23 protein-coding genes are annotated in these 25368 nt (G+C 72.9%); 20 read left to right on the top strand and 3 right to left on the bottom strand.

The window, feature by feature from the left end:
• Window positions 1-106 precede the first annotated feature (106 nt).
• From ABZ495_RS07500 to ABZ495_RS07485, 4 genes are all read left to right on the top strand, one after another.
• On the top strand, window positions 107-1084 hold the full coding sequence (locus ABZ495_RS07500; protein ID WP_359834870.1) for a ParB N-terminal domain-containing protein: 978 nt from the start codon (window positions 107-109) through the stop codon (window positions 1082-1084).
• Between the two features lie 210 nt (window positions 1085-1294).
• Complete coding sequence (locus tag ABZ495_RS07495; RefSeq protein WP_329488281.1) at window positions 1295-2290, top strand: NAD(P)/FAD-dependent oxidoreductase; 996 nt, start codon at window positions 1295-1297, stop codon at window positions 2288-2290.
• Window positions 2291-2351: 61 nt separating this feature from the next.
• The gene (locus ABZ495_RS07490; protein ID WP_329488280.1) at window positions 2352-2672 is read left to right on the top strand and encodes a hypothetical protein; all 321 of its coding nucleotides are present in this window, start codon (window positions 2352-2354) and stop codon (window positions 2670-2672) included.
• Complete coding sequence (locus ABZ495_RS07485; RefSeq protein ID WP_359805105.1) at window positions 2669-4105, top strand: PLP-dependent aminotransferase family protein; 1437 nt, start codon at window positions 2669-2671, stop codon at window positions 4103-4105. The genes ABZ495_RS07490 and ABZ495_RS07485 overlap by 4 nt, the downstream gene beginning before the upstream one ends.
• 16 nt (window positions 4106-4121) lie before the next feature.
• Here the strand turns inward: ABZ495_RS07485 and ABZ495_RS07480 are convergent, their stop codons facing one another.
• Window positions 4122-5399, bottom strand: coding sequence for an MFS transporter (locus tag ABZ495_RS07480; protein WP_359805103.1), 1278 nt, complete (start codon window positions 5397-5399; stop codon window positions 4122-4124).
• 87 nt (window positions 5400-5486) lie between these two features.
• Here ABZ495_RS07480 and ABZ495_RS07475 point away from each other — a divergent pair, with 87 nt between their 5' ends.
• The 9 genes from ABZ495_RS07475 (at window position 5487) to ABZ495_RS07435 (ending at window position 16082) form a co-directional block, all read left to right on the top strand.
• Window positions 5487-6464 (top strand): DUF5937 family protein, encoded by a 978-nt coding sequence (locus ABZ495_RS07475; protein ID WP_359834868.1) that lies wholly within the window; start codon window positions 5487-5489, stop codon window positions 6462-6464.
• Window positions 6465-6517: 53 nt separating this feature from the next.
• Window positions 6518-7804, top strand: coding sequence for an MFS transporter (locus tag ABZ495_RS07470; RefSeq protein WP_352286217.1), 1287 nt, complete (start codon window positions 6518-6520; stop codon window positions 7802-7804).
• A 357-nt stretch (window positions 7805-8161) separates the two neighbouring features.
• Window positions 8162-8863 carry a hypothetical protein gene (locus ABZ495_RS07465; protein WP_352286218.1) on the top strand — a complete coding sequence of 234 codons (702 nt, stop codon included), beginning with the start codon at window positions 8162-8164 and terminating at the stop codon, window positions 8861-8863.
• An 89-nt stretch (window positions 8864-8952) separates the two neighbouring features.
• Window positions 8953-10209 carry an ATP-grasp domain-containing protein gene (locus ABZ495_RS07460; RefSeq protein WP_359834866.1) on the top strand — a complete coding sequence of 419 codons (1257 nt, stop codon included), beginning with the start codon at window positions 8953-8955 and terminating at the stop codon, window positions 10207-10209.
• The gene (locus ABZ495_RS07455) at window positions 10202-11443 is read left to right on the top strand and encodes an ATP-grasp domain-containing protein (RefSeq protein ID WP_359805099.1); all 1242 of its coding nucleotides are present in this window, start codon (window positions 10202-10204) and stop codon (window positions 11441-11443) included. The genes ABZ495_RS07460 and ABZ495_RS07455 overlap by 8 nt, the downstream gene beginning before the upstream one ends.
• A complete protein-coding gene (locus ABZ495_RS07450) occupies window positions 11440-12180 on the top strand; it encodes a GNAT family N-acetyltransferase (protein WP_359805098.1) in 741 nt (246 codons plus the stop codon). Before ABZ495_RS07455 ends, ABZ495_RS07450 begins: the two co-directional genes overlap by 4 nt.
• A gap of 143 nt (window positions 12181-12323) precedes the next feature.
• Complete coding sequence (locus ABZ495_RS07445; protein ID WP_359834864.1) at window positions 12324-13664, top strand: hypothetical protein; 1341 nt, start codon at window positions 12324-12326, stop codon at window positions 13662-13664.
• A 66-nt stretch (window positions 13665-13730) separates the two neighbouring features.
• Window positions 13731-14951 carry a biotin carboxylase gene (locus tag ABZ495_RS07440; protein ID WP_359834862.1) on the top strand — a complete coding sequence of 407 codons (1221 nt, stop codon included), beginning with the start codon at window positions 13731-13733 and terminating at the stop codon, window positions 14949-14951.
• A gap of 183 nt (window positions 14952-15134) precedes the next feature.
• On the top strand, window positions 15135-16082 hold the full coding sequence (locus tag ABZ495_RS07435) for an EamA family transporter (RefSeq protein ID WP_359805092.1): 948 nt from the start codon (window positions 15135-15137) through the stop codon (window positions 16080-16082).
• Window positions 16083-16157: 75 nt separating this feature from the next.
• On the opposite strand, the gene ABZ495_RS07430 is transcribed toward ABZ495_RS07435, so the two are convergent.
• Window positions 16158-16646 carry a hypothetical protein gene (locus ABZ495_RS07430; protein ID WP_218198242.1) on the bottom strand — a complete coding sequence of 163 codons (489 nt, stop codon included), beginning with the start codon at window positions 16644-16646 and terminating at the stop codon, window positions 16158-16160.
• Window positions 16647-17077: 431 nt separating this feature from the next.
• Here ABZ495_RS07430 and hemL point away from each other — a divergent pair, with 431 nt between their 5' ends.
• The 7 genes from hemL (at window position 17078) to ABZ495_RS07395 (ending at window position 24084) form a co-directional block, all read left to right on the top strand.
• A complete protein-coding gene (gene hemL / locus ABZ495_RS07425) occupies window positions 17078-18409 on the top strand; it encodes a glutamate-1-semialdehyde 2,1-aminomutase (protein ID WP_359834861.1) in 1332 nt (443 codons plus the stop codon).
• A gap of 62 nt (window positions 18410-18471) precedes the next feature.
• Window positions 18472-19119: a histidine phosphatase family protein gene (locus tag ABZ495_RS07420; RefSeq protein WP_329492147.1), complete on the top strand. Its 648-nt coding sequence runs from the start codon at window positions 18472-18474 to the stop codon at window positions 19117-19119.
• Window positions 19120-19229: 110 nt separating this feature from the next.
• Window positions 19230-19838 (top strand): TlpA disulfide reductase family protein, encoded by a 609-nt coding sequence (locus tag ABZ495_RS07415; RefSeq protein WP_329488257.1) that lies wholly within the window; start codon window positions 19230-19232, stop codon window positions 19836-19838.
• Window positions 19835-20608 (top strand): cytochrome c biogenesis protein CcdA, encoded by a 774-nt coding sequence (locus ABZ495_RS07410; RefSeq protein ID WP_329488256.1) that lies wholly within the window; start codon window positions 19835-19837, stop codon window positions 20606-20608. The genes ABZ495_RS07415 and ABZ495_RS07410 overlap by 4 nt, the downstream gene beginning before the upstream one ends.
• 2 nt (window positions 20609-20610) lie before the next feature.
• Window positions 20611-22419: a cytochrome c biogenesis protein ResB gene (locus tag ABZ495_RS07405; RefSeq protein ID WP_359834859.1), complete on the top strand. Its 1809-nt coding sequence runs from the start codon at window positions 20611-20613 to the stop codon at window positions 22417-22419.
• A 3-nt stretch (window positions 22420-22422) separates the two neighbouring features.
• Window positions 22423-23556 (top strand): c-type cytochrome biogenesis protein CcsB, encoded by a 1134-nt coding sequence (gene ccsB / locus ABZ495_RS07400; protein WP_329488254.1) that lies wholly within the window; start codon window positions 22423-22425, stop codon window positions 23554-23556.
• 123 nt (window positions 23557-23679) lie between these two features.
• Window positions 23680-24084, top strand: coding sequence for a hypothetical protein (locus tag ABZ495_RS07395; protein ID WP_329488253.1), 405 nt, complete (start codon window positions 23680-23682; stop codon window positions 24082-24084).
• Window positions 24085-24139: 55 nt separating this feature from the next.
• On the opposite strand, the gene ABZ495_RS07390 is transcribed toward ABZ495_RS07395, so the two are convergent.
• A complete protein-coding gene (locus ABZ495_RS07390; RefSeq protein ID WP_359834857.1) occupies window positions 24140-25192 on the bottom strand; it encodes a ScbA/BarX family gamma-butyrolactone biosynthesis protein in 1053 nt (350 codons plus the stop codon).
• Window positions 25193-25368: the final 176 nt, after the last annotated feature.

The raw sequence follows: 25368 nt of genomic DNA, 5'->3' as shown, positions 1-25368 counted from the left end.
CCACCTGGGGTTATTTGACAAGCATCTGCCAAAGAGATTGACAAACTTGGCAAGCGATCGAAGGGTGCTGTCTTATGAGGCTGTAGCGGAGAAGGGGGTGGTGGCAGTGACGGGGGCTGTCACGTCCGAGGTCAACAGCGTGCCGATCGCGGAGTTGAGGCCGGCCGACTCGCCGCGGCTCGCGGGCGAGGACAGCGGACATGTCGAGACGCTTGCGCAGAGTGGGACGGCCTTCGACCCGATCCTGGTGCACCGGGCCACCCGGCGGGTGGTCGACGGCATGCACCGGTTGCGCGCCGCCGCCATGCGCGGCGAGCGCCAGATCAGGGTGCGGTACCTGGACGGGCCGGAGGAGGAGATCTTCATCCGCTCGGTGGAGGCCAACGTGGCGCACGGCCTCCCGCTGACCCTGGGGGACCGCCGGGCGGCGGCCACCCGGATCCTCGCCACCCACCCGGGCTGGTCGGACCGGGCGATCGCCCGCACCACCGGGCTGTCGCCGAAGACCGTGGGGGCGATCCGGCGCCGGTCGAGCGAGGAAAATCCTCAGTCGAGCGCCCGGGTCGGCCAGGACGGGCGGATCCGTCCGGTGGATCCGGTCGAGGGGCGCCGGGCCGCGGTCGCGCTGCTGACCGAGCGGCCCGAGGCGACCCTGCGGGAGATCTCGCAGGCCGTCGGCATCTCGTCCAGCACCGCGCACGAGGTGCGCCGGCTGCTGCGGCAGGGCGAGGACCCGCTCCGGCTGGCCGGCCGGGTCCCGCGGCAGGACCGCCGCGCCCTCCCGGCCCGGACCGCCCAGCGGTCCCGGACCCCGGAGCCGGCCGACCGGTCGGGCATCCTGGAGCGGCTCGCCAAGGACCCGTCGCTGCGGTTCACCGAATCCGGCCGGCTGCTGCTGCGCTGGCTGGGCACCCACGACTTCGACGCGCGGACCGGTCAGGAGCTGATCGCCGCCGTGCCGCCGCACTGCGCCGCCGCCGTGGCCGACCTGGCGAGCAGCTTCGCGCGCGAGTGGAGCCGCTTCGCCGAGGAGCTCGCCCAGCGCGCCGACGTCCCGGACGACGGCCGACCCAAGGCTTCTTGACGCTCGATCAGGGGCGTTGCGAGGATCGACGCGCTGCTGCCGTGAGTGCGACGAGAGCCACCGGCGTGGTGGCTCTCCGCGCGTCCGTCCCGCCTTCTCCCGTGCCCGGCGCCCGCAGCGCGCCGGCACCGCCGGCCCCGGATCCCGGGCCGGCGCCCTGGCCGGCCGGACCGCGACCATCCCTGCTTCCGAACACCAAAGGAGACGGCCGTGGCGCCAGCCACCGAGTCCACTGTCGACATCGCCATCGTCGGAGCCGGCCCCGCGGGCCTGTACGGCGCCTACTACGCCGGCTTCCGCGGCCTGACCAGCGCGGTCATCGACGCGCTGGAGCAGCCGGGCGGCCAGGTCGCCGCGCTGTACCCCGAGAAGCGGCTGTACGACGTGGCCGGCCATGTCGCGGTCAAGGGGAGGGAGTTGGTCGACAACCTGCTGGAGCAGGCGGCGACCTTCGACCCCCGCTACCTGCTCGGGCAGACCGCCACCACCCTCACGCCGAACGGCGCCGGGTGGGAGATCACCACCGACGCGGGCAGCCGGGTCCTCGCCGGGGCGGTGGTGATCTCGGCCGGCATCGGCCGCGTGGTGCCCCGCACCCTGCCGTGCTCGCTGCCCTTCGAGGGCCGGGGCGTCGCCTACCACGTGCCCCGGCTGGAGGAGCACCGCGACCGTGACGTGGTGATCGTCGGCGGCGGCGACAGCGCGGTGGACTGGGCGCTGGCACTGGCCCCGATCGCCCGGTCGGTCACCGTCGTCCACCGGCGCGGCAGCTTCCGGGCCCACGAGCACAGCGTGAAGCAGCTGTACGCCGCCCCGGTCCGGGTCGTCACCGACGCCCAGGTCACCGCCTGCCACGGCGCGGACCGGCTGGAAGGCGTCACCGTCCGGGGGGCCGAGGGCGAACTGGAGCTGCCCGCCCAGGCGCTGGTCGCCGCGCTCGGCTTCTCCTCCCAGCTGGGCCCGATCGCCGACTGGGGCCTGAAGCTGGAGAACCGCCAGATCCTGGTCGACCCGGCGATGCGGACCAGCCTGCCGCAGGTCTACGCGGTCGGTGACGGCTGCACCTACGAGGGCCGGGTCCCGCTGATCTCGGTCGGGTTCGGCGAGGCCGCCACCGCCGTGAACCACGCGGCCGTGGCGCTGCGGCCCGGCGCCCAGCTGGCCCCGGAGCACTCCTCCGACTTCCCGCAGTCCGGTCCGGCCTGAGCCGACGACCGCCCCGACGCGCCCCGGCGCGTGCCGCCACACCGATGAGAGGAAGCCAATGATGACGACACCTCAGATTGATTCGGGCCAGTTCAGCGACGTGATCCCCGGAGTGGTCGACGGGACGGTCACGGCCACGCTCGACGCGGAGGGCAACGTCTCCCTCCACGTCCTGGTCGGCCGGCACGGCCGGAACTCCGAGCGGTGCGACCGCATCGAGTTCATCCTCACCGAGGAGAACGCCCGGCAGCTGGGCGAGATGCTGACCAACGCCACCGCCGCCCGGACCGGTCCGGTGCCCTGCTCGGTGGGCGTCCGGCTGAACTCCCCCTTCAGCGGGACCGAAGCGGACCTCGCCTCCGCCGGTCCGTCGGCGCGTTGAGCTACGCGCTGACGGCCTCCCAGGTCGTGCGGATGCTCGGCGAGTGGAGAGCGGCCGGCCCGGCCTACGCGGACCTCGCGGAGGCCTTCCAGGTGCTGATCTCCGACGGCCGGCTGCCGGCCGGCGCCCGGCTCCCGGCCGAGCGGACCTTCGCCGTCCAGTGCGGGCTCAGCCGCAACACCGTCACCGCCGCGTACCGGATCCTGCGTGAGCGGGGCTTCCTGGCGAGCGACCGCGGGGCGGGCTCGTTCGTCCGGCTGCCGGAGCCCGGCCGGCGGACGCGGGCCCCGTACTCGCTGGCGGCCCGCAGCGCCGGGTCGATCGACCTGGCGGTGGCCTCGCTGCCCGCGCCGGAGGCCGTCCTCGGCACCGCGACCCGGCTGGCCGCCGGTGACCTCGGCCGCTACTCCCACCTGCTCGGCTACGACGTGGCGGGGGTGGCCGACCTGCGCCGGACGATCGCCGAGGACTTCACCCGCCGGGGTGCGCCGACCGACCCCGGCCAGATCCTGGTGACGGCCGGCGCCGACCACGCGCTCGGCCTGCTCATCCGCCTGCTGTCGCGCCCGGGCGAGGCGGTGATGACCGACAGCCCGACGTACCCCAACGTGCTCGACCTGACCAGGGCGCTGGGCCGCCGGCTGCTGACCGTGGGTCTCGGCGCCGACGGCTGGAACACCGACGTCTGGAAGTCCGCGCTGCGCCAGGAGGCGCCGCGGCTGGCCTACCTGATGCCGGACTTCCACAACCCGACCGGCCTGGTGATGCCGGACTCCGCGCGGTCCGCGATCGTCGACGCCTCGCGCGGCTCCGGGACGTACCTGGTGGTGGACGAGGCGCTGCGCGAACTCGCGCTCGACGGCGGCGAGCTTCCGCCGCCGATGGCCGCCTGGTCGACGCCCGATCACGTCATCACCATCGGCACCATGAGCAAGACCTGCTGGGCCGGCCTGCGGGTCGGCTGGATCCGCGCCTCCAAGTCGGTGATCGCCCGGCTGATCGGGCTGCGCAACCTCGTCGACACCGGCAACTCGCTGCTCACCCAGCTCATCGCGCTGCGGGTGCTGGAGGCCGGCGCCGGCCTGCTGCGGGAGCGGCGGGAGCTGCTGCTGGAGCGCCGCCGGGTGCTGGTCGACCTGCTGGCGCGGGACTTCCCCGACTGGCGGTTCACGCTGCCGCACGGCGGGCTCTCGCTCTGGGTGGACCTCGGTGCCAGGCTGGGCTCGCCGCTGGCGCAGGCGGCGGGCCGGCGCGGGCTGGAGATCCTCTCCGGCGGCCGGTTCGGCGTGGACGGCACGCTGGAGAGCCATATCCGGATCCCCTTCGTCGCCGACGAGCGGACGCTGGTCGCGGGCTGCGAGCGACTCGCGGAGGCCTGGCGGGAGGTCCAGCTGACCGGCCGGGGGAGCCGGCGGACGCAGGCGGCGGCCTGATGCCGGCGGGCCGGCGTCACGGGGCCAGCGCCAGCGGCGCCCCGCCCGCCGGCGCGGGTGCGACCGGCAGTTCGCGCATCCGCCGCAGCGGCGAGAGGAGGACCGGCAGGACGGCGAAGAGCTCGCCGATCACGCCGACCCACATCGCCTGGCGGACGCCGATGCTCTGGCCCAGCACCCCGCCGATCAGCGCGCCCAGCGGCATCGCCCCCCAGACCAGGAAGCGCACCGTCGCGGTCATCCGGCCCAGCAGCGGCTTCGGGCAGAGCTGCTGGCGGAACGCCACCCCGGTGATCTTGAAGGTCATGAAGACCACCCAGCCCAGCGCCTGGAGCGCCAGGGCGACCGCGAACCGCCAGTCGGCCTGGTACATCGGCAGCGCCAGCAGCCAGAGCACCGCGCTGGTGATCATCGCCGCGCACATCGCCGGCCCCTGGCCGAACCTGGTCACGATCCGCACCGTGACCAGGCTCCCGATCAGGCCGCCGACGGCCTCCGCGGTGAACACCAGGCCGCACAGGAACGGCGACAGGTGGAGCTCACCGGCCAGCAGCACCAGCAGCATCGAGGCACCGATGGTGCCGCACATGTTGGAGATCGCCGCGGTCAGCGTGATCGAGCGCAGCAGCCGGTCGCCGAAGACGAACCGCAGCCCCTCGCCGATCTCGGCCCGCAGGCTGGCGTCCGGGTGGATCTCGGGCCGCTCCTCGGGCCGCTTGATCCGGCCCACGAAGAGCGCCGAGAGGACGAAGCTCACCGCGTCGACCACGATCGCGACCGGTGCGGTCAGCGCGCCGACCAGCACCCCGCCCGCGCCCGGCCCGCCGACCTGGATGGTGCTGCGGCTGGCCTCGATCTTGACGTTGGCCTCCACCAACTGGTCGTCCTCCACGAGGTGCGGCAGGTAGCTGCCGTGCGCCGCGTCGAAGAACGCGGTGCAGACCGACATCCCGAAGGCCACCCCGTACAGCTGGAGGAGCGTCAGGCAGTCCAGCCAGGAGGCGATCGGGACGGAGGCGAGCAGGGCGGCCCGGCCGAGGTCGCCGACGACCATCACCCGGCGCCGGCGCACCCGGTCCACCCAGGCGCCGGCCGGCAGGCCGATGAGCAGGAAGGCCAGGTACTCGAAGGTCACCAGCAGGCCCGCCTGGAAGGGCGTGGCCTTCAGCGTGCCGATCGCGACGAGTGGCAGGGCGATGAGCGTGACGGCGGTGCCCGCCTGGCTCACCGAGTCGGCCGCCCAGAACCGACGGAAGTCGGTATGGCGGAGGAGACTGGTGCGAGGCGGCGTCATGGCGGCCAACACCACCACCCTGGAGCCGGAACGGCCATTGTTTTAGTCTGGGCGAAAACCTCGCAGGGGCGGGCGGAGGACGAGGCCATGGGTGAACTGCGGTTCGGCGTGCACGACATCGTCAACATCAGGTTCGCGATCTCGCCGCTCTGGGAGACGGTCGCCAGCCTCCGGGCGGTCGCCGACCCGGGCCGGCACGTGGTCCATCTGCCGTGGATCAGAAGGGCGCTGGCGCTGCGGCAGGACCGCTCGCTGGTCGTTCGCACGGCGGCGCTCTCCGCCTTGCTGCCGAGGCGCGACCACGGGCCTGCCTTCCTGACCCCGTCGCCGCGCTGCCCGCTGGCCGAGATCGAGGAGGAGCTGGCGATCATGCTGGCCACCCCCGCGGAGGAGGTCCGGGCCGGCCTCGACGCGGCCCGCCCGGGCCGGCCCACCCCGCCGTTCGAGCGGCTGCTGGCCGAGGACCCGGAGCGGGCCCTGCCCGAGCTGGCCGAGGCCGTGCACGCCTGGTGGCTGGCGGCCGTGAAGCCGCACTGGCCGCGGATCCGCGCCGTCCTGGAGGCGGACATCGCCCACCGCACCCGCCAGCTCGCCGAGGACGGCATCCAGCAGGTGCTGGGCGGCCTCCACCCGAGCCTGCACTGGGTCGGCGACCGCCTGGTCTCGCCGGACCTCCCGGCCGCCGGGCTCGACCTCGGCGGCGCGGGCATCACCCTCACCCCCAGCGCCTTCGCGGGCCGCTGCCACCTGCTGACCGCCCGTCGGGCCACCCCGCCCGGCGCGGTCTACCCCTCCCGGGCGCTCGGGGTGCTCTGGGAGCGCCGGGAGAGCGCCGGCGACGGTCTGGCCCGGCTGCTCGGCCGCAGCCGGGCCCAGCTGCTGGCCTGCACCGCCTCGCCGGCCACCACCACCCAGCTGGCCGCCCGTACCGGGCTCAGCCTGGGGGCGGTCTCCCAGCACCTCGCGGTGCTGCGCGACGCCGGACTGGTCACCAGCCACCGGTACCGGCGCGAGGTGAATTACACGGTCAGTGACCTGGGGACGGCCCTCTTGCAGCAGGCGTAGTTCCGGGCGGTATCGCGTTGACAGACCGACCGGCCGCGCAGCATGCTCCTCTGGTGTCCCAATCGAGCCCGGCGCCCAAAAAGAGCCTGATTTCCCACCACGATTTCCGGCAACTCTGGGCCGGCCAGTCCATCAGCCAGATCGGCTCGGCGGTCACGCTGCTGGCCCTGCCGTATCTGGCGATCAAAGAGCTGGACGCCACGCCTTTCCAGGTGACACTGCTCACGATGTTCCAGTACCTCGCATTCCTGCTGCTCGGCCTTCCGGCCGGGGCCTGGGTCGACCGAATGCGGCACCGCCGGGTGATGATCGTGGGCGATGTGGGCCGCGCGATTCTGCTCGGCTCCATTCCGGTCGCCCACGCCTTCGACGCGCTCACGCTGACGCAGCTCTACGCCGTCACGTTCGGCACCTCGGTGCTCACCCTCTTCTTCGACGTGGCCTACCAGAGCGTGCTGCCGTCGCTGGTGGCCGACGAGCAGCTGGTCGAGGGGAACGCCAAGCTCGAAGCGACCCGCAAGGTGGCCGAGGTCGGCGGGCCCGGGCTGGCCGGCGCGGTCATCAACGTGCTCAGCGCGCCGCTGGCCATCGCGATCAACTCGGTCAGCTTCCTGGGCTCCGCGTTCTTCCTGACCAGGATCCGCCGGCCCGAGCGGCGCGCCGAGCCCCGCCCGGACAGCAACCTGCGCAAGGAGATGGGCGAGGGCCTGCGCTTCGTGCTCGGCCACCCGATCCTGCGGCCGATCGCCGCCACCGCGACGATCTCCAACCTGTGGGGCACCATCGGCATCTCGCTGCTGGTCGTCCTGCTGGCGGACACCCTGCACCTGTCGGCGCTGCTGGTCGGCCTGGTGTTCAGCGCCGCGGCGGCGGGCGGCATCGCCGGCGCGGTCCTGGCGGAGCGGGTGGTCGCCCGGCTGGGCCAGGGGCCGGCCATCTGGATCTGCATGGTGGCCAGCACGGTCTGCTGGTTCCTCGCCCTCCCGCTGTACCAGGACGACTGGCGGCTCGCGCTCGGCATCGTGCTGCACGGCCTGGGCTGGATCCCGTTCATCATCTACAACGTCACCCAGGTCAGCTTCCGGCAGCGGGTGACGCCCAAGCACCTGATGGCCCGGATGAACGCCACGATCCGCTTCATGGTCTGGGGCGTGGTGCCGATCGGCGCCCTGCTGGCCGGTGTGCTGGCCGAGAAGTACGGAGTCCGGGCGGCGATGTGGGTGGGCGTGGTCGGCGAGCTCTTCGCCGTCCTGCCGGTGGTGGTCTCGCCGCTGCGCTCGATGCGGGAGCTCCCGACGGCGCCGGAGGACGAGCCCGCGGCGGCCCCCGCCACCGTCTGACCTCCGCTTTCCCCGCATTCCCCGGCCGGATGATCTCCGGCCGGGCCGCGGCGGCCCCGCGCCATTCGCGCACGGTTTCTCCGGGCGCCGCCCGATTTCTCCCGCGGGTGGTTTCTCCGGACCCCCGGTAATTTCCCGGCCGGTGGCCGGCTCGATCCGTCGAGCCGGCCACCGGCCTTTTCGCGTCCTGGCACCCGGCGGGGCCATGGTGCCAAGCATGGTGAATTGGCACTGTCCGACCACCGCGCCGGTTGCTAGCGTCCTTATCGACGGGGAATGCGCCATTGAGCCGCACATTCGGAGCAGTATGTGGCGTCTCCCTGGCATGGCAGCGCATTGGTACTAGGAGGAAAACAAGTGGCAGCGGAAACCCTGGACCGCGAGAAGCTCGAAAACCTCGCGGCCGAGCTGATCGAGAAGCAGTTCCAGCGCGTCCCCAAGATGCGCGAGCTGCACGCCGGCGAGTGGACGGACCGGGACTTCTACATCCGTCACATCACCGAGACCGTGCTTCGCATCCGGCTGAACAACGAGGTCGACACCTACGCCCTCTTCAAGGTCGGTTCGAAGGACGACACCCTCGCCGCCCACCTCGCCAAGTACCTGGCGGAGGAGTTCGGCCACGAGAGCATGTTCACCCGTGACCTCTTCAAGTTCGGCCTCACCCAGGAGGACATCGACGCCACCGATGTCTTCCCGTCGACCAAGAAGCTGATGGGTTACCTGCGTCTTGAGGCCGACTCGCGCGGCCCGGCGCCCACGACGGTCTGGGACTGGCTGGTCGAGTGGTACTCCGACCGCTACAACCCGATCATCACGAACAAGGCCGCCGAGGACTTCGGCCGCGAGTTCGTCGCGGGCACCGCGACCCACATCGAGTTCGACGAGTCGCACGACCACGACGAGCTGATGTTCCGCACGGTCGCCCGCGCGGTCGAGGTGTTCGGCACCCCGAAGCAGGCGTACCAGGACCTCACGACCTTCGTGGAGCTCATCGGCGACTACTTCGCCGAGCTCTACGAGCTGACCGTGGGCAGCAAGCAGCCCGCCGGGGTCTGAGTGAGAACGGCACGGGCGCGGCCTCCCGCCGCGCCCGTGCCGGCCGCCCCTGATCATGTCGCGCACCCGTCCGTGAGGGTTGAACACTGATGTCTGAACAACTGCCCGCCTCGCGCGGGCGCGTCCTGATCGTCGAGCCGAGTTCGTCAGGGGTCGCCCTGCTCGCGGAGGCGCACGCGCTCGGTTTCGAGACCGTCGTGGCGTCGGCGGACGTCGACGACCGGCGCCTCCCGGACGCGGCCCGCACCCACGTCGACCGCCTGGTCGTGGTGGACACCAACGACGAGCAGGCGCTGGCCGAGGCCGCCGCCGCGCTCCACGCCGAGCGCCCGCTGGCGGGCATCGTGCCGGGCTTCGAGTTCTACGTGGACACCGTGGCGCGGCTGGCGCCGGCCCTGGGCCTGCCCGGCCTGCGGGCCGACACCGCGCGCGGGCTGCGCAACAAGGCCACCATGCGCCGCCTGGTCGAGGCGGCCGGGCTGCGGGTGCCCCGGCACGCCGAGGCCACCGACGAGCGGGAGCTGCTCGCCGCCGCGGCCCACGTCGGCTACCCGGCGGTCCTCAAGCCCACCGAGTCCGCGGGCAGCATCCACGTCAGCCGCGTCGACTCGCCCGAGCAGCTCCTCGCCGCCTTCCGCAGCCTGCGCGCCGACCACCGCACCGACCTCGGCCGGGTGCTGGACGGCCCGGTGCTGCTGGAGGAGTACCTGGACGGACCCGAGGTCAGCGTCGAGGGGTACGTCGAGAACGGCCGCGCCGTCGTCCTGGCGGTCACCACCAAGATGCTCGGCCCGGAGCCCTACTTCGTGGAGCTCGGCCAGATCATGCCGCACCCGGCGGCCCCGGAGGCCCGGGCGGCCATCGACGCGTACGTCGCCGGCGTCTGCGAGGCGCTCGGCGTGACCCGGGGACCGTTCCACTGCGAGCTGCGGCTGCCGGCGGGGGAGCCGGTCCTGATCGAGCTCGGCGCCCGGCTGGCCGGCCACCGCATCCCGAACCTGGTGGAGGCCGTCACCGGGATCTCCCAGGTGCGGATCATGCTCGCCGGCTACACCGGTCTGACCGCCGAGGAGGTCGGCGCCGAGTCGGCGCCGACCGCCAAGTACGTGGGCATCGCCTGCTTCACCGCCTACGGGCTGACGCGGTACCAGCACATCGAGGGGCTGGACGAGTTGCGCGACCACCCGGACACCCTGGAGGTGAAGCTCTACGTCCGGCCGGGGGAGCCGATCCCGCCGGCCGAGGACTTCCGCTGCTTCCTCGGCCATGTGGTCTACAAGGCCGAGTCGTACGAGGACGCCGCGACGCGCTGGCACGCCGTCCGGGACGAGGTGCGCTTTGTCTAGTCGAGAGATCCCCCAGTACCTGGTCGTCAACCGGTTCGACGACGAGTTCGGCGAGTACCACCGGTTCGTCGAGCCGGGCAGCTGCCGGCTGGCGTACATCACGCTGCCGTGCGGCCTGCCGATCCTGGACGAGGAGAGCGCCCTCGACCTCGTCGTGGTCGACGACCTGGAGATCGGGACGCTGCTGCCGATCGCCCGCCGCCTCGCCGAGCTGCACGGCGGCTTCGACGCGATCGTGGGCCCCTCGGAGTACGACGTGCTCTCCACCGCGCAGCTGCGGGAGGAGCTCGGAGTCCCGGGCTGGCGGCCGGAGTTCGTGACGGCCTTCCGCGACAAGGCCCGGATGAAGGACCTCGTCGGCGGCGCGGGCCTGCGGGTGCCGCGGTTCTGCCGGCTGGACGCGGGCAGCACCGCCGCCGGGATCGCCGCCGAGGTCGGGCTGCCGCTGATCCTCAAGCCCCGGGCCGGCTGGTCGGCGCGCGGTGTGGTGCTGGTCCGCGACGAGGCCGAGCTGGCCGCGCTGCTGGTCGAGCAGGGCGCGGAGCTCGAAGGCTTCGAGTGCGAGGAGTACGTCGAGGGCGCGATCCTGCACGTGGACGGGATCCGCCGGGACGGCAAGTTCCACTTCGTCAGCGCGTCGGAGTACATCAACACCTGCCTGGACTTCCTGACCGGCACGCCGCTCGGGTCGGTCCTGCTCGACCCCGGCGCCCGGCTGGACCGGGTCACCGAGTTCACCGGCGGCTGCCTGGACGCGCTGGACCTCCTCGACGGCCCCTTCCACCTGGAGCTCTTCGACACGCCCGGCGGCGAGCTGGTCTTCCTGGAGGTCGGTCTGCGCCCGGGCGGCGCGGAGGTGCCCTTCGTGCACCGCGACCTGTTCGGCATCGACCTCTTCGCCGAGGCGTTCCGGGCCACCATCGGTCTGCCGCCCGCGGTGCCCGCCGAGGCGCTGCCCGACGGGGTGGCCGGCGGCTGGGTCAGCATCCCCGAACCGCGGCCGTACCCCAGCACGGTGGTGTCCCGCAGCTCGCTGCTGGGCACCGTCGACGAGGTGTACGCGGAGGTCGTCCCCGACGTCGGCACCGTCTTCGACGGCAGCGGCGGGTACGAGCACATCGGCGGCCGGTTCCGGCTGCGCGGCACCGACCACGCCGCCGTGCGGCGCGCGGCGCTCGCCGTGATGGACCGCTACCGGCTGGTGGTCGAGCACGAGGGGCCGGACGCCCGATGACCTCTGCTCTCACCAGTCCGGTCGGGATCCTGATCGCCCGGGGCGGGCCGGACATCGACGAGGTGAAGATCCGCCGGGCCGGCCCCGCGCACCTGGCGGCGGTCCGCGAGCTGACCGGGGCGGCGGGCGCCGCCCTGCCGGTCCGGCCGGAGGCGTTCCACGCCGAGCGGATCGAGGAGTTCTGCCTGATCGAGCAGCTCGGCACGGTGATCGCCTGCGTCGGCGTCCACCGCACCGACGAGGGCGCCGAGCTGTACGACCTGGCGGTGGCGCCGGACCGGCGCGGCATCGGCCTCGGCCGGCTCCTGGTCGCCGCCGTGCTGCTGATGCTCAGCGGCGAGCCGGTGGCGGAGGTCCGGGTGGAGCCGGGGGAGGCCCGGGAGTGGTTCACCGGGCTCGGCTTCACCGAGCTGTCGCCGACCGTGCTGCGCCGGGACACCGCCGGCGGCTACGACGCGCTGGAGACCCTGGGCCGGATCGCCGACCTCCAGATCGAGTTCCAGCGCTCGGGCCGGACGCTGCGCTGGGAGCCGTCCTCCACCGCGCTGCTGATGTTCGCGCAGCGCGGCGGGCTGAAGCCCGAGTCGCTCTGCTGGGCCGGGGTCTGCGGGACGTGTGCCGTCCGGATCAAGCGCGGCACCGTCAGCTACAACACCGACCCGGGCGTCGACCCCGAGGACGACGAGGTGCTGCTCTGCATCACCCGGCCGGTCACCGACCTGGTGCTCGACCTCTGAGCGGACCGTGACCGGCACGGGGGTCGGTACGGGGGCGGCCGCGGCCAGGGGCGCCGGCACCGGGGGTGCCGGCGCCCGTGGGCGGCCGTGCGGGACGCGAGTACGGAAGCGAGTACGGAGAACGTGATGACGGAGAACAGACGATGACCAACCGCGTGACCGAGGCGTACAACGCCGCCTGCAAGATCCCGGGCAACGGCCTGGTCGACGTCATGCGGACGCTGGCGGCGAACCCGGCGATCCCGACCTGGAAGCGCCCCTACCCGCCGCGGCCCAACTTCGTCGAGGAGCGCGAGATCCGCGCGTTCGCCGACGACCTGATGGCCCTGCTGGGCATGCTCACCACGCTGCCCGACCGGCTCTTCGACGGCGACCTGGACCGCTTCCTCGACGCCGTCGGCGTGCACGGCGCCCGCGCCGAGCTGATGCGCCGCCACGCGCACCAGACCCCGGTGGTCTTCGGCCGCGCCGACGTCTACCACGACGGCGACGCGTTCAAGCTGCTGGAGTTCGGCATCGGCAGCGACCTCGGCGGCTGGGACTGGGCCGGCGAGGTGCCGCGCGGCCTGCTGGAGATCGACGCCTTCGCGGCCTTCGCGAAGGAGCACGGCCTCGGTTACGTGCACACCGGCCGCGAGACGGTGCGCACCATCAAGGAGGCCGCCAAGGCCGTCGCGGGCGACCGCGAGCCGGTCGTCGCGATCATCGAGGGCCCGGGCGGCCTGGACACCTTCGGCGCGGCCACCTGGTACAACGTGCACCGCGTGCTGCGCGGCCTCGGCCTGGACCTCCACCTCGGCGAGCTCGACGACCTCCAGGTGAAGGACGGCCGACTGGTGCTGGACGGCCACGTCATCGACGTGGTGTGGCGCGCCTTCGACACCGACCAGCTGCTGGAGGACCCGGCGTTCGTCGAGCTGGCGGAGCCGGTCTTCCGGGCCCACGAGGCGGGCACGGTGCTGCTCTGGCACACCCTGCAGAGCAACCTCTTCGGCGAGAAGGGCTGCATGGCGCTGCTCTCCGACCCGCACTACGCGAGCGGCTTCACGGCCGCCGAGCGGCAGGTCATCGACCGCGCGCTGCCCTGGACGAGGTCCCTCCAGCGCGCCGAGGACCTGCTGGTCCCCGGCCGGCTGGACGACCTGATGGCCCGCCGCGACACCCTGATCCTCAAGCCCAACAACCTCTTCGGCGGGCACGGCGTCGTCGCCGGCTGGGAGACGGCCGAGGACGCCTGGCGCACGGCCCTCACCGAGGGCGCGGCCGCAGGCTGCGTGGTGCAGGAGCGGGTCGTCCCGCGCACCGAGTCCATGGTCGACCCGGACACCGGCGAGGAGCGGCCCTGGCAGACCCTCTGGGGCGTCTTCTACCAGCCGGACGGCTACGCCGGTGCCCAGGCCCGGGTCGTCCCGGCCGGTTCCACCGAGGTCATCGGGCACCGCTCCATCGACCAGGTCCACACCGGCTCGGTGCTGACGTACTGAGCCGTCCGCGCCGAACCGCCGTACAGAATCAGGATGGGTGAAGTGAGAACGTCGGAAGACCACGGAATGTCACACGTCATCGTGATGAACCGTTGGAAGGACACCTACGCCGACTACGCGGCCTACCTCGACCACACGCGGTGTGCCGTCACGTACATCACCAGCCCGCTCGGGCGCGGGGCCGTCCCCGCGGGCGCGGCCGAGGTCGTGACCCTGGACGACATCCAGGACCTCGCGCAGCTGCGGGCCGCCGTCCTCGGCCTCGCCGAGCGCCACGGCACGCCGGACCGCCTCATCACGCTGAAGGAGGAGGACCTGGAGAACGCCGCCGTCGTCCGGGCCGAGCTCGGGCTCCCGGGGATGCGGCTCGACGAGGTCCTCGCGTTCCGCGACAAGGTCGTCATGGGCGAGCGGATCGCCGCCGCCGGCCTGCCGATCCCGGCCTTCGCCGCGGTCTCCGCGGCCGAGGACATCACCGCCTTCGCCGCCGAGCACGGCTGGGACCTCGTGGTGAAGCCGCGCGACGGCAGCGGCAGCGCCGGCGTCGTGGTGGTCTCCGGCCCGGAGGACCTCGACCGGATCGAGTTCGGCCGCTGGAAGCTCATGGCGCAGGTGCGCAACCCGCACCCGATCTGCCACGTCGACGGCGTGTTCGACGGCGAGCGGCTGCTGGTGTGGCGCGGCTCGCGCTACGTCAACACCTGCCTGGACTTCGCCCAGGGCACCTTCTACGGCTCGATCGAGGAGGCCGATCCGGAGCTGCACCGGATCATCGGCGAGGCCACCGAGCGGTACATGCGCGCCCTCACCGACCGGGCCACCCCGTTCCACCTGGAGCTGTTCCTGGAGGAGACCGGGACCGGGGCCACCTGCTCCTTCCTGGAGACCGGTGCCCGGGTCGGCGGCGCGGAGACGCCGTTCCTCTGGCGCGAGGTGCACGGGTACGACCTGATGAAGGCGGCGTTCCACCTCCAGCTCGGGGTGCCGCTGGAGGAGGGCCCCGACTGGGACACCCAGGACGTCGCCGGCTTCCTGGTGGTGCCGGCGCCCGCGCCCCGGCCGTGCCGCTTCACCCACATCACCTCGATGGTCGGGCGGACGCCGGGTCCGTACGCCGAGTCGCTGGCCAAGGTGGGCGACGTCCTGCCGGTCGCGCACGGCTACGAGCACGTCGGCGGCCGCTTCCGGTTCCGCGGCGCCACCGCCGAGGACGTCCTGGAGTCGATCACCGAGACCTTCAAGGGCTACACCGTCTCGGCGGAGACCGTGGAAGCCGCCGCGGTGTGACGCCGGCTCGGGCGCCCGGTGTCCCGGATCTCCGGCCGCCGCGGCCCGTACATCTCGCGACGGCCTGTCAGGAGGCCCGCGACGTGCGTACGGTGACCGTGGCGGACGGCCGTGGGCCACCCCCCACGGCCGGATCCGAGACCCGAGACCTGCGCCGAGTACCCGCGGAAGGACCACCACCTCATGCCCCCAGCGACCACCACGACGGGCCGTGCTCGGAAGGCACTTCCGGGCACCTACGGCGCCGCCGCCCTCGCCGTCGGCGCGATGATCTGCGTCCAGTCCGGTGCCGCGGTGTCGACCTGGATGTTCCCGACGGCGGGGCCGCTCGGCACCGCCTCGCTGCGGCTCGCCTTCGCGGCCGCGATCATGCTGATCTGGGCCAGGCCCCGGCTGCGCGGGCGCAGCCGGCAGGACCTCCTGCTCGCCGCCGCGCTCGGCGCGGTCAGCGCGCTGATGACGATCTCCTACTTCGTGGCCATCTCCCGGATCCCGCTCGGGGTCTCCAGCGCGCTGGAGTTCCTCGGGCCGCTCGCCGTCGCCGTGGCCGGCCTGCGCCGGCGGATCGACGTGATCTGGCCGCTGCTCGCGGTCTGCGGCGTGCTGGCGCTGACCCAGCCGTGGAACGGCTCGGTCGACCTCGTGGGGCTCGCCTTCGGGGCCCTGTCCGGGGCGGCGCTCGGCGGCTACGTGATCTTCACCCAGCGCGTCGGCGACCGGTTCTCCGGCGTCGACGGGGTGGCCATCTCGCTGTCGGTGGCGGCCCTGTGCGCCGCGCCCTTCGGGCTGGTGCAGGCCGTGCCGGTGCTCACCCCGGGCATCGTGGCCGGGGCGGCCGGGGCCGCGGTGCTGCTGCCGGTCCTGCCGTACGTCCTGGAGATGCTGGCGCTGCGCAAGCTCACCACGGCCGCGTTCGGGACGCTGCTGAGCTTCGAGCCGGGCTTCGCCACGCTGATCGGCTTCGTGCTGCTGCACCAGACCATGAGCCTGCTCCAGCTCGCCGGCGTCGTCTGCGTGGTCGCGGCCAGCCTCGGCGCCGTGCGCCGCGGCGAGCGCACCCCGGAGACGCCCGCCGGCCCCGGATCCGACGCGGCCGTCGTCCCCGCGCCGGAGAAGGCCGCCACCGGCTGACCGGCCGGTAACCCGCACGCGCGTCCGCCCCGGAGCACCCGCCCCGGGGCGGACGCGCGTGCGGGCGGCGGGAGGCTACGGCCAGACCAGGCAGTACAGCTGGTGCCCGGCGTCGTGCAGGCGGTTGGCGAAGTCCTGCCACTCGTGCAGCATGCTGTAGATCACGAAGGCGTCCCGGGGGCCGCGGCGGTCGGGCACGGTGGACCAGATGAACGCGGCGGCGCCGAGTTCGGTCTCGTCGGCCTTGCGCAGCGGTTCGACGACGTTCTGCGGGAGCTGCACCACCGCGTAGTCGGGGTGCAGCACGACCAGCTCCAGCGGCGGCACCTGGTGCAGCGGCACGCCCTGGATGCCGGTGAGGACCATGGCGCTCATGGTCTCCGGCTTGATCTTGGTGGAGAGGTGCCCGTTGGGCGAGCCGCTGGTCTCCATCAGGTCGCCGAGCCGCCCCAGCGAGCCGAGCTCGCCCGCGTCCAGGCCGAGCCCTCCGGGGCCGAGCGCGGTGGGGACTCTGGCGGCGGTGGCGCGGTCGGGTGCGCCGAAGTACTTGTACGTCACCCCCACGCGTCCCTCACCCCGCCTCTCGCCACCGCGACCGCCACGCCCCGTACCCGCTCCCGTACCCCCGCGTGCGGCCTCGGCGGGGCGGCGGGGGCCACCCGCGGCCTCGTCGTAGCCGTCCTGCGCCTCGGACACTCGGACCATCCTCACCGGAATTCGCCGGAATCGACAGACCCCCGCACGTCCGGCGTCCCACCGGTCGTGCTCCTTACCCGTCATGCGCCGCCGTACCCAGTCATGGCACGCGGCAGTCCTCTTCACACCCCTGAAACACCGGAGCTTGCGCACGCCCGGAGTACACAGTCTGACTGGTCCGTGCAGCCGGGGTCGCCAGGACCCCCGTTGTACGGATAACCGTACAGACTTCGTCACCCGGATCATCGTTCCAGATGATGAGGTCCGACATGCAGAGGTGAAGGACACGATTTGAGACCATGTCTCCCGTGAGCTACCCCTACGAAGCCCCCCAGTCCCAGTCACTCTTCGACCGCGCCTCGGTCGTCACGCCCGGCGGCGTGAACTCCCCGGTGCGCGCCTTCCGCGCGGTCGGCGGTACGCCCCGCTTCATGGTGTCCGGCAGCGGCCCCTACCTCACCGACGCGGACGGCCGCGAGTACGTCGACCTGGTGTGCTCGTGGGGCCCGATGATCCTCGGCCACGCGCACCCCGCGGTGATCGACGCCGTGCAGCGGGCCGTCGCGCACGGCACCTCCTTCGGCACGCCCGGCCAGGGCGAGGTCGAGCTGGCGGAGGAGATCGTCGCCCGGATCGCCCCGGTCGAGCAGGTCCGGCTGGTCTCCTCGGGCACCGAGGCGACCATGTCCGCGATCCGGCTGGCCCGCGGCTTCACCGGCCGGGCCAAGATCGTGAAGTTCGCCGGCTGCTACCACGGTCACGTGGACGCGCTGCTGGCCGCCGCCGGGTCCGGCGTCGCGACCTTCGGCCTGCCGGACACCCCGGGCGTCACCGGCGCCCAGGCCGGCGACACCATCGTGCTGCCGTACAACGACCTGGCCGCGGTCGAGCAGGCCTTCCGGGCGCACCCGGGCGAGATCGCCTGCGTGATCACCGAGGCCTCGCCCGGCAACATGGGCGTCGTCCCGCCGCTGCCCGGCTTCAACGGCGGTCTGGCCCGGCTCTGCCGGGAGAACGGCGCGCTGTTCATCTCGGACGAGGTGATGACGGGCTTCCGCGTCTCCAAGGCGGGCTGGTACGGCTTGGAGGCGGCGCACGAGGGCTGGGCGCCGGACCTCCTCACCTTCGGCAAGGTGATGGGCGGCGGCTTCCCGGCGGCGGCCTTCGGCGGCCGCGCCGACGTCATGGGCCACCTGGCCCCGGCCGGTCCGGTCTACCAGGCCGGTACCCTCTCCGGGAACCCGATCGCCACCGCGGCGGGCCTGGCCCAGCTGCGCGGCTGCACCGACGAGGTGTACGCCACGGTGGACCGGGTGGCCGCCGAGCTGTCGGCGATGGTCTCCGGCGCGCTGGCCAAGGAGGGTGTGGCGCACCGGCTGCAGACCGCCGGGAACATGTTCTCGGTGTTCTTCACCGAGGCCGCGGTGACCAACTACGACGAGGCGAGGACCCAGGAGGCGTTCCGCTTCAACGCCTTCTTCCACGCGATGCTCGCCGAGGGCGTCTACCTCCCGCCGTCCGCCTTCGAGTCCTGGTTCGTCTCGGCGTCCCACGACGACCGGGCGATCGAGCGGATCGCCGCCGCACTGCCGGCCGCCGCCCGCGCGGCCGCCGAGGCCCAGCCCGCGTAGCCGCGGCCGACCACCAGGAGTACTGAGAAGTGAGCACCAACGACACCACCGTCGTCCACCTGATGCGACACGGCGAGGTGCACAACCCGGAGGGCGTCCTGTACGGCCGCCTGCCCGGCTACCGGCTGTCCGAGCTGGGCCGGCAGATGGCCGACCGGGTCGCCGAGGACCTGGCCGGCCGGGACATCACCCACGTGGTGGCGTCCCCGCTGGAGCGGGCGCAGGAGACCGCCGAGCCGATCGCCAAGTCGCACGGCCTGGACCTCGCGGTCGACGAGCGGCTGATCGAGGCCGACAACATCTTCCAGGGCAAGACCTTCGGGGTCGGCGACGGTTCGCTGAAGAACCCGGGCTACTGGAAGTACCTGACCAACCCGTTCAAGCCGTCCTGGGGCGAGCCGTACCTGGAGCAGGCGGTGCGGATGATGGGCGCGCTCGCCGCCGCCCGGGACGCCGCGCGCGGCCACGAGGCGGTCTGCGTCAGCCACCAGCTGCCGATCTGGATCGTGCGTTCCTTCGTGGAGCGCCGCCGGCTCTGGCACGACCCGCGCAACCGCCAGTGCTCGCTGGCCTCGCTGACCAGCTTCACCTACGAGGGCGACCGGATCGTGTCGGTCGGCTACCGCGAGCCGGCCCGCGATCTGCTGCCCGCGCACCTGGTCGGCAAGGGCGGGAAGAGCAAGCCGGTGGGTAAGAGCTTCGGCGCCTGACCGCCGTCGGGTGGTCTGGCCCAGCCGCAGGTCAGAGGGGGTTCGACACGGAATGTCGGACCCCCCCGAACCTGCCCGCAACTCCATGCGAAACTTTTCACATGTCTGGCATGACGCGCCCCCGTCCCCGTGTCGCCGCAGCGGCCGCCGCCACCGCCGCCGCTGCCGCGCTCGCCCTCAGCGGCTGCAGCTCCTCAGGTTCGTCGGCCAGCGGTGACGGCCAGATCGGCTTCGTCTCGGCCAAGGGCAGCAACATCTCCAAGGCCGCGGTGGGGCACCGCCAGGACGCGCCGGACCTCTCCGGTACCACCCTGGAGGGCACCCCGGTCAAGCTCTCGGACTACCGGGGCAAGGTCGTCGTCCTCAACGTCTGGGGCTCCTGGTGCGGGCCCTGCCGGGCCGAGGCGGACGACCTCCAGCGGATCTGGGACAAGTACAAGGACCAGGGCGTCCAGTTCCTCGGCATCAACACCCGGGACCCGGAGATCACCAACGCCGTCCGCTTCGAGCAGGAGCGGGGCGTCACCTACCCGAGCCTCTACGACCCGGCCGGGACGCAGCTGCTGAAGTTCCCCAAGGGCAGCCTCAACCCGCAGTCCGTGCCGACCACCATCGTGGTCGACCGGGAGGGCAGGCTCGCCGTGCGGGCCGTCGGCGGCCAGCTGGACGACGGCCTGGAGTCGATGCTCCAGCCGGTCCTCGCGGAGCAGCAGCAGTGAGTGCCGCGGCCCAACTCGCCGACACCACCGGGACCATCCAGAGCGGGGCGCTGCTGGTGGCCGCGCCGATCGCGCTGGTGGCCGGTCTGGCGTCGTTCTTCTCGCCGTGCGTGCTGCCGCTGGTGCCCGGCTACCTCTCCTACGTCACCGGCTTCTCGGCCGCCGACCTCGCCGACGCGCGCGGGGCCCGGCGCGGCCGGATGCTGCTCGGGGTGCTGCTGTTCATCCTCGGCTTCACCGCCGTCTTCGTCTCCACCGGCGCGCTGTTCGGCTTCTTCGGCTCGACCCTCCAGGAGCACCGGCGGGTCATCTCGATCGTGTTCGGCGCGCTGACCATCGTGATGGGCCTCGCCTTCATGGGCCTGGTGCCCGGGCTGAGCATGCGCGAGGTGCGCTCGCACCGCCGCCCGGCGGTCGGCCTGCTCGGCGCGCCGATGCTGGGCGTGGTCTTCGGCGTCGGCTGGACGCCCTGCCTCGGCCCGACCCTGGCCGCCGTCCAGAACCTGGCGCTCAACGAGGCCGACGCCGGCCGCGCCGCGCTGCTGATGACGGCCTACTGCCTGGGCCTGGGCGTACCGTTCGTCGTGGCCGCGGTGGCCTTCCGCCGGGCCCTGGGCGCCTTCGGCTGGGTCAAGCGGCACTACCCGCTCGTCATGCGGATCGGCGGCGGCATGCTCGTCGCGGTCGGTCTGCTGCTCGTCACCGGGGTCTGGGACTCGATGGTGAACGAACTGCAGTCCTGGACCGCCGACTTCCAGATCGGAATCTGACCGTGAGCAAGACCACGACCGATACCGAGCTGCCCCCCCAGGCGGTCGAGGACGCGGCCGAGCGGCTGACCAGCGCCCCGGTCGAGTCGGACGGCCCCGGTGGGATAGGGGCGTTCGGCTGGCTGCGCTGGATGTGGCGCCAGCTGACCTCGATGCGGGTCGCGCTGATCCTGCTCTTCCTGCTCTCGCTGGCCGCCATCCCGGGCTCGCTGATCCCGCAGAGCGGCCAGAACGAGTTCAAGGTCGAGACCTGGAAGGCCCGGCACACCACGGTCGCGCCGATCTACCAGAAGCTCCAGCTGTTCGACGTCTACAGCTCGGTCTGGTTCTCGGCGATCTACATCCTGCTGTTCGTCTCGCTGGCCGGCTGCATCGTCCCGCGCACCTGGCAGTTCGTCGGCGTGCTGCGCGCCCAGCCGCCGGCCGCGCCGCGCAACCTGACCCGGATGCCGGTCTACGCGGCCTGGCGCACCGAGGCTGACCCCCGGGAGGTGAACGCCGCCGCGCACCGGCTGCTGCGGCGCCGCAGGTTCCGGGCGAACCTGGCCGGCGGCGCGGTGGCCGCCGAGAAGGGCTACCTGCGCGAGGTCGGCAACCTGGTCTTCCACCTGTCGCTGTTCGCGCTGCTCGGCGGCTTCGCCTGGGCGAGCCTGGCCAGCGGCACCGGCGGCAAGCTGATGGTCGCCGGCGAGGGCTACTCCAACACGATCACCCAGCTCGACGACTTCACCGGCTCGCGGTTCTACGGCCCCCAGGACCTCGACCCGTTCTACCTGAAGCTCAACGACTTCACCTCGCGCTTCCAGACCAAGGGCGACCAGATCGGCGCCGCCCGGGAGTTCACCGCGAACGTCGAGTACTACTCCGGCAGCGACGCGTCGAAGCTGAAGCAGGGCTCGATCGAGGTCAACCACCCGCTGGAGATCGGCGGCAGCAAGGTCTACCTGATCGGCCACGGCTACGCCCCGGTGGTCACCGTGCGCAACGCCGCCGGAACGGTGGTCTACACCGGTGCGACGCCGTTCCTGCCGCAGGACCCCAACCTGACCTCCACCGGCGTCATCAAGGTCTCCGACTACGGCGAGAAGGACGGCAAGCGGACCCAGATGGGCTTCTCCGGCTTCTTCCTGCCGACCGCCCCGGTGGCCTTCGACGCCAACACCGGTCCGCGCTCGCTCTTCCCCGGCGACGCCGACCCGGCGCTGGTGCTGAACGCCTTCGCGGGCGACCTCGGCACCGACTCCGGCCTGCCGCAGAACGTCTACCAGCTCAACACCAAGAACCTGACGCAGCTGCAGCAGGACGGCAAGATCGCCAAGGTCCGGCTGAAGCCGGGCCAGGCGTGGGACCTGCCGGACGGCTACGGAAGCGTCACCTTCGAGGGCTACAAGCAGTGGGCCAGCTTCAACGTCTCGCACCGCCCCGGCAACGCGATCGCCCTGACCGGCGGCGTGCTGGCGATCCTCGGCCTGATCGGCTCGCTCTTCGTGCAGCGCCGGCGGATCTGGGTGCGCGCGGTGGCGCTGCCTGGTGGCGGCACCCTGGTCGAGCTGGCCGGGCTGGGCCGCAGCGAGTCGGCGAAGACCGCCGAGGAGCTGGCCGAGCTGGCGGTCGACCTCCAGGACGACGCTCCGGCGGCCGACGAGCCGGACTCCGGCGCGACCGGTCCCCACCGGCCGGATGAACCCGCCGGGGCCGCCGACCCCGATCAACCCGCCGAGCCCGCCGAGCCCGCCGGGGCCGCAGCGGCCCCCGAGCCCTCGGCACCCGCAGACCCCGCAGTCCCTGCCGACCAGAACTCCAAGGAGTAGACGGTGCATCTCGCCTCGGCGGTCGACCCACAGCTGGCCGACCTGTCCAACAAGCTGATCTACTCGGCCATGGCCGTCTACCTGATCGCCATGTTCGCCTACATGTTCGAGTGGACGTTCGGTTCCAAGGGAGCCGTCGCCGTCCGTTCGTCCGCGCAGGCGGGCCTGGCCGAGACCGTCGCCGAGGCCGCGCCCGCGGCCGGGAGCGGCAAGAAGGTGACCGTCACGGTCGCCTCGGCCGGCGGCGGCACCACCACGCTCACCCGCACCGCGCTGGCGGGCGAGGGCGCGACGGTGGTCACCAGCGGGCGCGGCGACGGCGAGGTCGACGGCCCGGGCGCGGCCGGCACCAGCGAGAAGGCCGACCTGTCGGGCCGGATCGCGATCTCGCTCACGGTGCTCGGCGCCATGCTGCACGCGGGCGGCGTGGTCACCCGCGGCCTCTCGGTCTCACGCTGGCCGTGGGGCAACATGTACGAGTTCTCCTGCGCCTTCGCGCTCGCCATGACGGTGGCCTTCCTCGGCCTGCTGCTGACGAAGAAGCCGGTCCGCTGGCTCGGCCTGCCGGTCACCCTGGCGGTGCTGCTGACCCTCGGCATCGCCGTCTCGGTGCTGTACACCGAGTCTGAGCAGCTCGTCCCGGCGCTCCACTCGTACTGGCTGGCGATCCACGTCTCCACCGCGATCATCTGCGGCGGCGCCCTGTACGCGGCGTTCATCGCGACCCTGCTGTACCTCGGCAAGGACTCCTTCGACAAGCGGATGGCGGCCGGCCTGGCCAAGGGCCCGCTCGGCACCTCGCCGTCGATCTGGCGCCGGCTGCCCGCCGCCTCCACGCTCGACAAGCTGTCCTACCGGATCAACGCCCTGGTCTTCCCGCTCTGGACCTTCACCATCATCGCGGGCGCGATCTGGGCCGAGGCCGCCTGGGGCAAGTACTGGGAGTGGGACCCGAAGGAGACCTGGTCGTTCATCACCTGGGTCGCCTACGCCTGCTACCTGCACGCCCGCGCCACGGCGGGCTGGCGGGGCCGCAAGGCCGCGTACCTCGCGGTGCTGGCCTTCGCCTGCTACCTGTTCAACTACTACGGCGTGAACATCTTCGTCACCGGCAAGCACTCGTACGCGGGGCTCTGACCGGGGCTGCACCACCCACCGGCCCGGCGCTCCGACCAAGGAAGCCGGGCCGTGGTGCGACAGGGGTAGTTCGTGCCGGCCACCCGGTCCGGCACGGGGAGGAACCGAGGAGGAAATCGCGCAATGGAGTGCGACGAGGTCATGCTGACCGTCCGAATCACCGCCGCCGAGCGCACGCTGCTCCGCAGACTCGCCCAGGGGCACCGCAGCGACGTGTCCGAGGTCGTGGCCGACGGCCTGCTGGACATCATTCCGACGCTCAGCTCGCAGGCGGACGCCTACCGGCTGCTGGGCGCCCTGACGGCCCCCGCGCCGTGCGCGCTGACCGTCTGGCTGCCGACGCCGCTGGCCGATCTGCTGGTGCCGGGGGCCGCCCGGATCGCCCAGGTGACGCAGGTGCGGATCGGCTCGGCCAGCGCCATGCTGGGCGCCGCGCTGCGGCTCTGGCTGGCCCAGGACCCGACCAGGCTGGCCGCCAACCTCAGCGTGATGCACGCCGGCCGCCCCGCGGCGCTGGTGGCCGCCTGAGGGTGCGGACGAGGGGCCTGCCGGTCGCCCGCCGGCCCCGGACACCGGTCCGGGGTCAGCTGGCGAGCGGCAGGCCCCTCGCGCGTCCGGAGCCGGCGGGGCGGGTGTCCCGGGCCTCCTGCCGGGCCGGCTCGGTCAGCAGCCGGCACTCGGCCGCCGTCCGGCCGTCCTGGACCAGCTGGACCCGGACCGGTACCCGCCGGCCGTCCGCGCCGCTCTCCCGGACGGCCCGCACCAGGCAGGGCCGGTCCAGCTCGATGAAGCGGTCGAACGAGGACAGCAGCTCGACCGGTACCACCGGCTCGGGGTGCCGCAGCCGCTGGGCGGCCTGCCGGGCGGCCTCCAGCACCAGCATCCCGGGGACGTGGTCTGCCGCCGGGTCGAACAGCACCGGGTGGCCGGGGTCCACCCGCAGCAGCCAGCTGTCCGGCGCGGGGGACGCGCCGAGCACCACGTCGGCGGACCGCTCGCGGCCGACGAGTTCGGGCGCGGTCGGCGCGGACAGCGCCGCGGCCCGCATCGGGGGCGCGCCGGACAGCCGGGGAGGCACCGGCCGGGGCCCCGGACCGCGCAGCCGGGCGTAGGCGGCGGGGGAGTGCACTCGTAGCTCTCCGGAGCCGTGGCCGACCGGACGGCCGTCCCGCTCGACCTCGACGTGCACCCGCAGCGAGGCCGGTCGGCCGTGCCGCATCCGGACGTCCTGGCAGCCGACCTTGAGCATCAGCGAGGCCGGTCCGGCGCCCACGGCGAGCCCGTCCAGCCCGGCCGGGCCGAGCGTGAAGCAGAGTTCGTCCAGCGTGAAGTGGTGGCCGCGCGGCACGCCGAAGCCGACGTGGCCGATCAGCAGACCGGCCTGGCGGACGGTCTCGGCCATCAGCAGCGGGTCGTGGTGCCGGTCGTCCGGCAGCCGGTAGAAGCCGTGCAGCCGCGGCCATTGGGCGCCCAGCAGGAAGTCGTAGGGGCCGGCCGACTGCCAGCCCGTGATGAGGACGTCGGAGACGCAGGAGCGGTGGACCAGGTGCCGGGAGACGGTCCGCTCGTGGAAGTCGTAGCCGGGACCGGGGTGGGCATAGGGGATGCCGGCGTCCGGATCTACGATCAATGGCATGACTGGCCCCACTCCCGGGTCTCGGCCGACCGGCCGCGCAGACGGCCTCGGTAAAACATACAGACCACCCGGTTTGCGCACTACTGGCGGGGTCGTCGTTGCCGAGCACTCCGCGTGATCACGGTACCCGCGGGCTGGACTGCGGGAACGTGCCGAGGGGAGAAGTCCGCGCCCCG

The sequence above is a fragment of the Kitasatospora sp. NPDC005748 genome, assembly GCF_040630735.1.
GTDB lineage: Bacteria > Actinomycetota > Actinomycetes > Streptomycetales > Streptomycetaceae > Kitasatospora.
This window is presented reverse-complemented; position numbering and strand designations above follow the sequence as displayed.

Coding starts and splice junctions, on each gene's coding strand:
- ABZ495_RS07490 (WP_329488280.1), top strand. CDS start 2,352: ATGACGACACCTCAGATTGATTCGGGCCAGTTCAGCGACGTGATCCCC.
- ABZ495_RS07480 (WP_359805103.1), bottom strand. CDS start 5,399: ATGACGCCGCCTCGCACCAGTCTCCTCCGCCATACCGACTTCCGTCGG.
- ABZ495_RS07475 (WP_359834868.1), top strand. CDS start 5,487: ATGGGTGAACTGCGGTTCGGCGTGCACGACATCGTCAACATCAGGTTC.
- ABZ495_RS07460 (WP_359834866.1), top strand. CDS start 8,953: ATGTCTGAACAACTGCCCGCCTCGCGCGGGCGCGTCCTGATCGTCGAG.
- ABZ495_RS07450 (WP_359805098.1), top strand. CDS start 11,440: ATGACCTCTGCTCTCACCAGTCCGGTCGGGATCCTGATCGCCCGGGGC.
- ABZ495_RS07445 (WP_359834864.1), top strand. CDS start 12,324: ATGACCAACCGCGTGACCGAGGCGTACAACGCCGCCTGCAAGATCCCG.
- ABZ495_RS07440 (WP_359834862.1), top strand. CDS start 13,731: ATGTCACACGTCATCGTGATGAACCGTTGGAAGGACACCTACGCCGAC.
- ABZ495_RS07435 (WP_359805092.1), top strand. CDS start 15,135: ATGCCCCCAGCGACCACCACGACGGGCCGTGCTCGGAAGGCACTTCCG.
- hemL (WP_359834861.1), top strand. CDS start 17,078: ATGTCTCCCGTGAGCTACCCCTACGAAGCCCCCCAGTCCCAGTCACTC.
- ABZ495_RS07420 (WP_329492147.1), top strand. CDS start 18,472: ATGCGACACGGCGAGGTGCACAACCCGGAGGGCGTCCTGTACGGCCGC.
- ABZ495_RS07415 (WP_329488257.1), top strand. CDS start 19,230: ATGACGCGCCCCCGTCCCCGTGTCGCCGCAGCGGCCGCCGCCACCGCC.
- ABZ495_RS07395 (WP_329488253.1), top strand. CDS start 23,680: ATGGAGTGCGACGAGGTCATGCTGACCGTCCGAATCACCGCCGCCGAG.
- ABZ495_RS07390 (WP_359834857.1), bottom strand. CDS start 25,192: ATGCCATTGATCGTAGATCCGGACGCCGGCATCCCCTATGCCCACCCC.